The 7,023-nt window shown below is 58.6% G+C and carries 15 protein-coding genes; 2 read left to right on the plus strand and 13 right to left on the minus strand.

From position 1 onward, the window contains the following. Positions 1-285 precede the first annotated feature (285 nt). Genes HAQ05_RS25715 through HAQ05_RS25740 form a run of 6 tightly spaced genes read right to left on the minus strand, consistent with a single transcriptional unit; the run spans position 286 to position 2,200 of the window. Positions 286-522, minus strand: coding sequence for a hypothetical protein (locus HAQ05_RS25715; RefSeq protein ID WP_190426549.1), 237 nt, complete (start codon positions 520-522; stop codon positions 286-288). Further along, positions 519-737 (minus strand): hypothetical protein, encoded by a 219-nt coding sequence (locus tag HAQ05_RS25720; RefSeq protein ID WP_190426551.1) that lies wholly within the window; start codon positions 735-737, stop codon positions 519-521. The genes HAQ05_RS25715 and HAQ05_RS25720 overlap by 4 nt, the downstream gene beginning before the upstream one ends. Beyond that, positions 734-985 (minus strand): hypothetical protein, encoded by a 252-nt coding sequence (locus tag HAQ05_RS25725; RefSeq protein WP_190423578.1) that lies wholly within the window; start codon positions 983-985, stop codon positions 734-736. The genes HAQ05_RS25720 and HAQ05_RS25725 overlap by 4 nt, the downstream gene beginning before the upstream one ends. Then, positions 982-1,335 (minus strand): hypothetical protein, encoded by a 354-nt coding sequence (locus tag HAQ05_RS25730; protein WP_190419091.1) that lies wholly within the window; start codon positions 1,333-1,335, stop codon positions 982-984. The genes HAQ05_RS25725 and HAQ05_RS25730 overlap by 4 nt, the downstream gene beginning before the upstream one ends. After that, positions 1,335-1,640 carry a hypothetical protein gene (locus HAQ05_RS25735; RefSeq protein WP_190419093.1) on the minus strand — a complete coding sequence of 102 codons (306 nt, stop codon included), beginning with the start codon at positions 1,638-1,640 and terminating at the stop codon, positions 1,335-1,337. Before HAQ05_RS25735 ends, HAQ05_RS25730 begins: the two co-directional genes overlap by 1 nt. 50 nt (positions 1,641-1,690) lie before the next feature. Beyond that, positions 1,691-2,200, minus strand: a complete 510-nt coding sequence (locus tag HAQ05_RS25740; RefSeq protein WP_190426553.1) for a hypothetical protein — start codon at positions 2,198-2,200, stop codon at positions 1,691-1,693. A 292-nt stretch (positions 2,201-2,492) separates the two neighbouring features. Here HAQ05_RS25740 and HAQ05_RS25745 point away from each other — a divergent pair, with 292 nt between their 5' ends. Then, positions 2,493-2,675, plus strand: coding sequence for a type II toxin-antitoxin system HicA family toxin (locus HAQ05_RS25745; RefSeq protein WP_190426555.1), 183 nt, complete (start codon positions 2,493-2,495; stop codon positions 2,673-2,675). A gap of 37 nt (positions 2,676-2,712) precedes the next feature. Continuing rightward, positions 2,713-3,114, plus strand: a complete 402-nt coding sequence (locus HAQ05_RS25750) for a type II toxin-antitoxin system HicB family antitoxin (protein ID WP_190426557.1) — start codon at positions 2,713-2,715, stop codon at positions 3,112-3,114. Between the two features lie 106 nt (positions 3,115-3,220). Here the strand turns inward: HAQ05_RS25750 and HAQ05_RS25755 are convergent, their stop codons facing one another. The 7 genes from HAQ05_RS25755 to HAQ05_RS25785 all read right to left on the minus strand — a co-directional run bounded on the left by HAQ05_RS25755 (position 3,221) and on the right by HAQ05_RS25785 (position 6,941). Further along, positions 3,221-3,505 carry a hypothetical protein gene (locus HAQ05_RS25755; protein ID WP_190426560.1) on the minus strand — a complete coding sequence of 95 codons (285 nt, stop codon included), beginning with the start codon at positions 3,503-3,505 and terminating at the stop codon, positions 3,221-3,223. A gap of 157 nt (positions 3,506-3,662) precedes the next feature. Next, entirely contained in the window at positions 3,663-4,256 is a 594-nt protein-coding gene (locus HAQ05_RS25760) for a hypothetical protein (RefSeq protein WP_194719663.1), read from the minus strand. Next, the gene (locus tag HAQ05_RS25765) at positions 4,253-4,615 is read right to left on the minus strand and encodes a RusA family crossover junction endodeoxyribonuclease (RefSeq protein ID WP_190426563.1); all 363 of its coding nucleotides are present in this window, start codon (positions 4,613-4,615) and stop codon (positions 4,253-4,255) included. Before HAQ05_RS25765 ends, HAQ05_RS25760 begins: the two co-directional genes overlap by 4 nt. After that, positions 4,612-5,511 carry a polysaccharide lyase family 7 protein gene (locus HAQ05_RS25770; protein ID WP_190426566.1) on the minus strand — a complete coding sequence of 300 codons (900 nt, stop codon included), beginning with the start codon at positions 5,509-5,511 and terminating at the stop codon, positions 4,612-4,614. The genes HAQ05_RS25765 and HAQ05_RS25770 overlap by 4 nt, the downstream gene beginning before the upstream one ends. Next, entirely contained in the window at positions 5,508-5,834 is a 327-nt protein-coding gene (locus tag HAQ05_RS25775) for a nuclease domain-containing protein (protein WP_190423588.1), read from the minus strand. The genes HAQ05_RS25770 and HAQ05_RS25775 overlap by 4 nt, the downstream gene beginning before the upstream one ends. Beyond that, the gene (locus HAQ05_RS25780) at positions 5,834-6,250 is read right to left on the minus strand and encodes a recombination protein NinB (protein WP_190426569.1); all 417 of its coding nucleotides are present in this window, start codon (positions 6,248-6,250) and stop codon (positions 5,834-5,836) included. Before HAQ05_RS25780 ends, HAQ05_RS25775 begins: the two co-directional genes overlap by 1 nt. Next, the gene (locus HAQ05_RS25785; protein WP_190426572.1) at positions 6,243-6,941 is read right to left on the minus strand and encodes an ead/Ea22-like family protein; all 699 of its coding nucleotides are present in this window, start codon (positions 6,939-6,941) and stop codon (positions 6,243-6,245) included. Before HAQ05_RS25785 ends, HAQ05_RS25780 begins: the two co-directional genes overlap by 8 nt. Positions 6,942-7,023 lie beyond the last annotated feature (82 nt).

Here is a 7,023-nt window from a genome sequence, read left to right on the forward strand (position 1 = left end):
GGCTTGCGCATGATGAAGAACGTTTCGCTGCCGCAGCGGCAGGTAAAGCTCTCGTCGCCCTCCTGCGGGCCAAACGGATATTTGAATGCGCCACGATGGGTGTGGCATTCAGGGCACTCCAACTGAGTGACCCCTAGCGGCGCCATGCCTACCCACTCATGCTTGCATTGGGCGCAGACACATTCGCCCGCGGCGTGGGAGGCGGCAGGCTCAGGACGAACGAGTTGGACGATGTTCATGCTTCCTCCGCGCCACGAAGCGGTGCTGATCAGGATTGCGGTGCAGTTACGCCGCCTTCTTGGCCAACGCCACCAGATGCTCCCACTCGGCCTCAATGTCGTGGCCCAAGGTGATCAGCAGAGCCTTCAGCTTGTCGGTGTCGATCGCTGTGGTTTCAACGATGGCTGGGGCTTCGGGGACAGCGGGCGCGGCAGCGGCGGCTGCAGTAGATGCGGTATCAGCCATGGTCGGCTCCTTGGTGGTTTTGGTGAAAAGGGTTTTGATCCAGGTGATCAGCTTCATGGGCCATCCTCCATCGGTACAACGGTGACGTGGCCGCGCAAAGTACGGGTATAGACTTCATCGCCGCCAGGCCGCTTCACCCGGTAAGGTTTTGGCATGTAGCGGACTATCCCGCGCTTGGTATCAGCCCACACGACGCCATCTACCGCGTTTCCGTTGACGTAAACGAGGCGTCTGCCTCGCCCGTCACCTGGCGTATGGATGTGTTCATTCATGGATACCCCTCCAGTGGCTCGCGATCCCCACCCCACTGCTCAGGCAGCGCGCAGCGGGTCACCTGCAGGGCGTAGAGCTTTTCCGGGAGCGTTCCGGCCAGGGCCTCATAGCCAGGGGCGGCGACGTAGACCCGCACCTCATCGCTCTGACATAGGTAGGTCCGGCCCACATAGCCGATGCCGTTGCCCGTGAGGAATATGATCAGCCCACCGACGGCCCAGCGGGCCAGGCCCTTGGCATATCTCATTCGACCGGCCTCCGAACGCGGCGCTCGGTTCCATCGTCTTCAGCGCGGCGGAATTGTTTGCGCCGCTCACGTCCGTTGATCAACGCACCGATGCGTCGGAAGAAGTAACCAGCGTTAAAAATGGTAAAGCCCACGAAAATGGTGCTGGCCGGCGTGTTTGCCGTCAGCTTCCAGGGTTCGTACATCCATAGGCACACGAACGACATCACGTAGCAGAACGAGGCGGCCATGATGAACGCGACCTCGCAGCTATCGGCTTGGCGGTGATGCCCGGCCTGGACCGCGAACACCGCGCCATGGATGAACACCATCAGGAAGCTGATCAAGGCCAGGATGGACACGATAAGCATCACGGCGGACCTCTTGGGTTGTAGTTCTCAACCCAGCCCTTCACCTTGACTTCGAGTACTGCCAGGACCGGATAGGCGAAAAAGCCGAGCAACATCACGTAGCCCGACTTATAGGTGTTGGCGTCGGGGATGAATTCGCCGGCCACCTTGCCGACGAAGAACGCCAGGACCAGCTTCGAAATGAACATGCGCGCAGTGAAGCGCGGATCAGTGGAGCCGCTGTAGAAGTAGCTGGCAATGCCGCCAACCACGCCCAGGACGCCGAACTGGGTCCAGGCGATAGGCTGGATCAGGTAATCGGGCACTGGTCGATCCTCTACTTCGCCTCCTAAAGGGGCCGGGCTTGATACGGGGGTTAGGCGGATCGGCCCAGCGCGCCACGGAGTAAAGCCAGGCCGCGCCGCAGATCATTCGATGCAAAAACTTTGGTGTCTTGATCGCACGCCGAGTGGGAACCGACCACTTGAAGCAATTCCTGAGCATGGTTAGATAACTGACGGATCAAATCTTCAATCCGGGCGTCATGCTCTTTCCTGGCCTCCGCCACTGCTTGCTGAACGTCGGCCAGTTCCAGGCCGGTACCCGAAGCATGTGGATCTTTGGTGAGCCACTGTGCGTCTGTGTACACAATCGCGTAGACCCGCCCATCCCGGTGAAAGAACTCCAGCGGGGTGGAGTAAAATTGCAGGCCAACGGTGCATATTGGCCGGGGCTCCGTAGCCGTACTCAGCGCGCTTGCCACCTTTACGAAGGCGTCAGGATCGACGGCGGCCAGTTCCAGCAGCGTCCGCTTCAGACCTTCGGCGTTCCCGCTCACAACGACCTGATTAACGCGCTCAACAGCCTGCTCATAGGCATCGGACATGATGGCTCCGCAAATGATAAAGGCCCGCCGGAATGGCGAGCCTCTGAATTTGTGCTGTCTTCCCAGCTGCCCACCGAATCAGCCCCTGGAGTCTTGAGAGCAAGAACCTTCGGCTGCCGACGTTTTCTGCAATCGCCGCACTGATCGGCTAGCGGCGTCCTGGCTCTCCCCGAAGGGTCCACCCAGGCAGCGGTGATTGAACAGGATGACATAACCCCAGGCGCATCTTTTATGTTGCCAATTGGTGTGGCTAGGGTTATAATTCCTCCATCAACTAAACGAGGATATGGAGGTGCAAAGCAGAGAGTTGATAAAGGAGCTTGAGGCAGATGGATGGGTTCTGAAGCGAGTCAAAGGAAGCCATCACATGTACGAGCATCCGACCAAGCCAAACACCGTTGCAGTACCCCACCCAAAGAAGGATCTACCAAGGGGAACGGTCAGAGGAATCAGGGAAACGGCCGGGTTGTTATGACCCGGCTTCACTGCTTTGCATCTCTCGGGAGAGAGCTATGAAATTTCCAATTTGTATCGAATACGGCGACGACAAAACCGCTTTCGGCATTCAGGTGCCTGACATTCCTGGCGCCATCACTGCGGGCGATACGTTCGAGGAAGCGTACGACGCCGCCATCGAAGTGAGTCACATCATGCTCGAAGAGATGGCGGCAGCCGGTAAGGCGATACCTCATCCCTCGCCGGTCGCCGAGCATCGCGACAATCCAAAGTTCGCCGGCATGGGCTGGGGAATGCTGGAGATCGACGTTACGCCGTACTTGGGCAAAACCGAAAAGGTCAACGTGACACTGCCTGGCTTCGTCATCAATCAGATCGACCGGTATGTGCGGGATCACAGCATTAAGAGCCGTTCGACCTTTTTGGCCGATGCCGCGCTGGAGAAGCTTGGGCGTTGATTGGCGGCAAGGGTTTGATTCGAACGGCCGAAATGAAAAAGCCCAGCGCTATTGCTGGGCTTCAGTTAGAGGCGGTGAGTCAAATCAGAGCGCCTCTGTCAAGATCTCAGTCTCGATTAAAGCGGAAGTTTTCGTTCACCAGATCTTTGCCTTCTAGATGCATAGTTCCGGCGAATGTGTAGCCAGTGAAGATGACATTGTCGCCACTCACCTCGTAGTTACCGCTCGCACCAGAGTTCATTGAGAACGTGTTTTTACCCAATGTGAGCTTCACCCCCTTCACTGGTCCTTTGACCATGGTGTAAGTCCCCTCGACGGAATTACCACACGCAGCCAGCAATGCGGCAGTAAGGGCAATGGGAACGGCCTTCCAAAACGAGTTCGATTTCACGGTGCGGTCTCCATACATAAAGTGAGCCGCGCATCTTAAAATAAGAAGGAGTTCATGGCCAAAAAAAGCCCCGCACGATGGCGAGGCTTCTGGTCATATTCGCCTGAGGCGAAATTGTCACAATGGAGAGAATGATGCCTGAGCCGCACATTTGTCGTCAAGCAGCAATTTTCATCTCTTTTATCGCCAAAGAGACAGGAACTAGAGCAGCCTTGTCCAGGTCGTTGCATGCGTCGAAACAAGCCTGCACAAACTCTTCCCATTCTCGCTCCCAGTTACGTGAGTCAAGCTCCAATCCGATCACACTCAACAGCCACGAACGAAAGGCTTCCGGAGACGGGCAAGGATCGAACCCTTCGCTCTGCCCTCCCTGATGTATGCGGCGATACCGGTACAGCACACCCCGCGCTACAAGCTCAGCCTTCTCGAACTTCTTCGCATACATCCTTGGCCCCGCGCGGTAGGCTGCCATGAACGTGGCCTCTTCTGCCTCTTCCTTGTCGTCCACGGTGGCAACGGGGCTATACATGTAATTACCGAACGACTGAAGATGCTTTGGCAAGGTGGCTATAGCATGCTGGATGCGCGCAGATATCGACTGATGCATGGCGTGACGGCTATTGACCGATTTCTCGGTGACCTGGACCGTACAGCCAAGCATGCCGAGTTGCTCGATATATGCCCCCTGGCTATCCCATGGCGTGTACAGGGCGTCATGCCAAGCGAGGCGGGCCGAATTCAAGTTGATCATGCTGCCTCCCCTTCTACTGCTTGAATGCGAACGCGCACGGCGCCGCCCTTGGTGGTTTCTTTGCTCACCCGGATCTGTATGGCAAACAAGTTGTCATCGATGCCCAGGGCGTCGGCCAGTCCGTCGCGGCCGGCTTTGAACATGGCCACCAGGTTATCGTCGTCACGGCGGCGCTTGTCCGGAGGCACGAACTCAAGAATCAGCAGCGTCTCACCGCGAGGCACTGCGATCTTGGCCTGCAACGCCAGCAGGTGGCAGTCCGCCCGGTACTTGCGCGCCGCATTGGCCTTCTTTCTCCAGTGGCTGCGAGCGTTCGGGCTGCAGGCCGCCGGCGGCCATGGCAATTCCAGCATCGTCATTTCTGAACCTGCGCCTTGTACTGATTGATCTGCGCGTACAGCGGTGCGCGATCCTTGTCGGATGCCAAGCCGGCTACCTGCTTCGAAAGGGCGTTGAGCGCCACCAGGGTGTCGTGGCTGGAAACGGTACCGGCCTGCCAGGCGTTGAAGGCGTTGACGATCTGGTCGGCCAGGGTGGTGGTTGGGGTTGCGACCGTAGCGACCGGCACCGCGGCCGCCCCATGGCACACCGTCAGCGCGGAGAAGGTGGTCCGCCCTACCCCTGTTCCGCCGACCTTCTCCTGGCTGTAGACGCCAGCCTTGAAATACCAGGTGTCGTTGGCATATGAGGCCATGTCGAACTGGTAACCATCGGCCGGCAGGGTGTCGTTCACCACCTGCTGGCCATTGATGAAGAACTTGGCCTTGCCGTCCTTGGAAACCTCGGCGCGGTAGGTGAATTGCTCGCCCAGTTTGTAACCGGTCAGGAGCTTGGGCTTGTCCTCTGTGCCATCGAGCTTGCGGCGCAACTGGGCGTAGATCGTCGTTCCGGTGATCTGGATCTTCAGCGGTGGGTGGTTTCCATCGCCGTGGATCTGGCCGATGATGGCCTTCTTGCTCGCGGGCAGCTCGTCCACCGACAGCGTGGCTTCGATGCTGTGCAGATCAGCGCTACCGGCCTTCCAATTGGCTTCCTTGTCGTCGCCATTGGCCAGCGTCTCGCGCAGCTCCGAGCGCGGGTAGGTGCTGTTCTTGGTTGATTTGATGTTTTCCCCACTCGACGGCGCGATGAAGGTCAGGGCCCCATCGGACTGCCGGACGAAAAACTGATCGGTGTAGCCGGCGTTCAACGTCTTGGTCGGAATGACCTTGGCGCCGGCTGGGACGGTCAAATTCCAAAGAGAAAGGTCGATCATGCTGCCACCCCCTGCACCTTCATGAGCCCCTGGCCAATCCAGTAGGCTTGTGTTTCAGCTACGGCGCGGATCACGTCGCGCCAGTCCACCGCCACGCGCGTTCCGTCGAATGCGTTGCGGGCCCGGCCATCCAGCAGGTCGTGGCAGCTCGAGCAGGCGAAACAGGCCATGTAGTCCGGGCCCTTCATGCCCATGCCCTTCTGGCCGCAGGGCACGTGGGCAAGCACGGTGGTTTCCGGGTTGCGATTGCATATGCCGTAGAAGCGCAAGGCACATTCCTGGCCCCGGGCGCTGTCGCGAAGTTTCTTGCTGACCACTTTCATCAATACCGCCCTCCCCAATGATCCTTGGCCGTCCACCGAACCTGGTGCTCGGCGCCGAAGGCTTGCACCCACTCGATCAGCCGCTGGCACTGGGCAACGGTCAGCTTGCTGGTGCGTTCGTACACGACGTCGAAGCCATTGCCATCGACTGCTGGGATCATCTGCGGGGTTTCGCCTTCCTCGCGCAGCCAGGCGGCAGTGAGCAGGCGCTTCCAGATCAGCACGTCCCAGTGCCGGCCGGCGTGCTGAACCTGGGCGGCGATATCGGTCAGCAGCTTGTGCAGCAGCTTGTTCTGCTCGCCGCTGCGATCCAGATCCTTGATGACGATCTTCTTGGGCTTGGTGAAGTCCACGCTGTGCAGCGTCCCCATGAGGCGCTGGCAATCGTCCATGCTGCGCATGATCAGCTCAGCCATGGCCGGCATCCTTGCTCAGGGCGGATTCGGCAATCTTCTTGATGGCATCGCACTCGCCATAGAAGTCATTAGGGTTAATCCGTGACGTACCCCAGTTGACCAGATCGCGCACCAGGCACTCGGTATTGCACTCGATGTGATTGAAGATATCGGTCAGTGCTTTGCGCAGTTCCTCAACCTCGGCCTTGAGCTGGTCGCGCTCCTGCTCGGCCATCAACAGGTCGTTGGTCAGTTGCTCGTTGATGTCACGCTCGGCGTCGATCTCTTCTGCCGACTGGGTGCGATCAATCCTTCGAAGCGCTTCTGCCGCCGTCTGGTAATACGTGCACAGCTTGTCCTTCGCATTGGCATAGGTCAGCAGTGATCCGAACTGGCGGCGCAGCGTTCCATAGTCATCGGCGGGTTTTGGCGATAGGCGTTCTGGCATTGCGAAGGCAGCTTTCAACTGCTCGTTCTCCGCAATCAGCGCCAGGATGGCGGCCGGGTTGGCGGCGGCCACGAAAGCGATGTTTGCCTTCGCCTCCGGGAGGAAATTTTTGTTTCCCTCAAGAATCACGCAGGCACCTTCATCGGTTTCCGCGATTACTTGATATGCCGGGATAAAGGCTTTTCCATAGAAATTCCCTGCGCGCCAGTTTCTTCCTTGTGCAGCCTCAGCCAGCCGCTTCAGCTCTGCATAGTCGATGGTCATGGCGCCACCTTCAGGCCAGCGGCCTCGATTGCCATCCGAGCATCATCAATGCCGCTGTCCCAGGACTGCATGTTGGAGTTGG

Origin of the sequence: Pseudomonas typographi (assembly GCF_014694385.1) — a bacterium.
Classification (GTDB): domain Bacteria; phylum Pseudomonadota; class Gammaproteobacteria; order Pseudomonadales; family Pseudomonadaceae; genus Aquipseudomonas; species Aquipseudomonas typographi.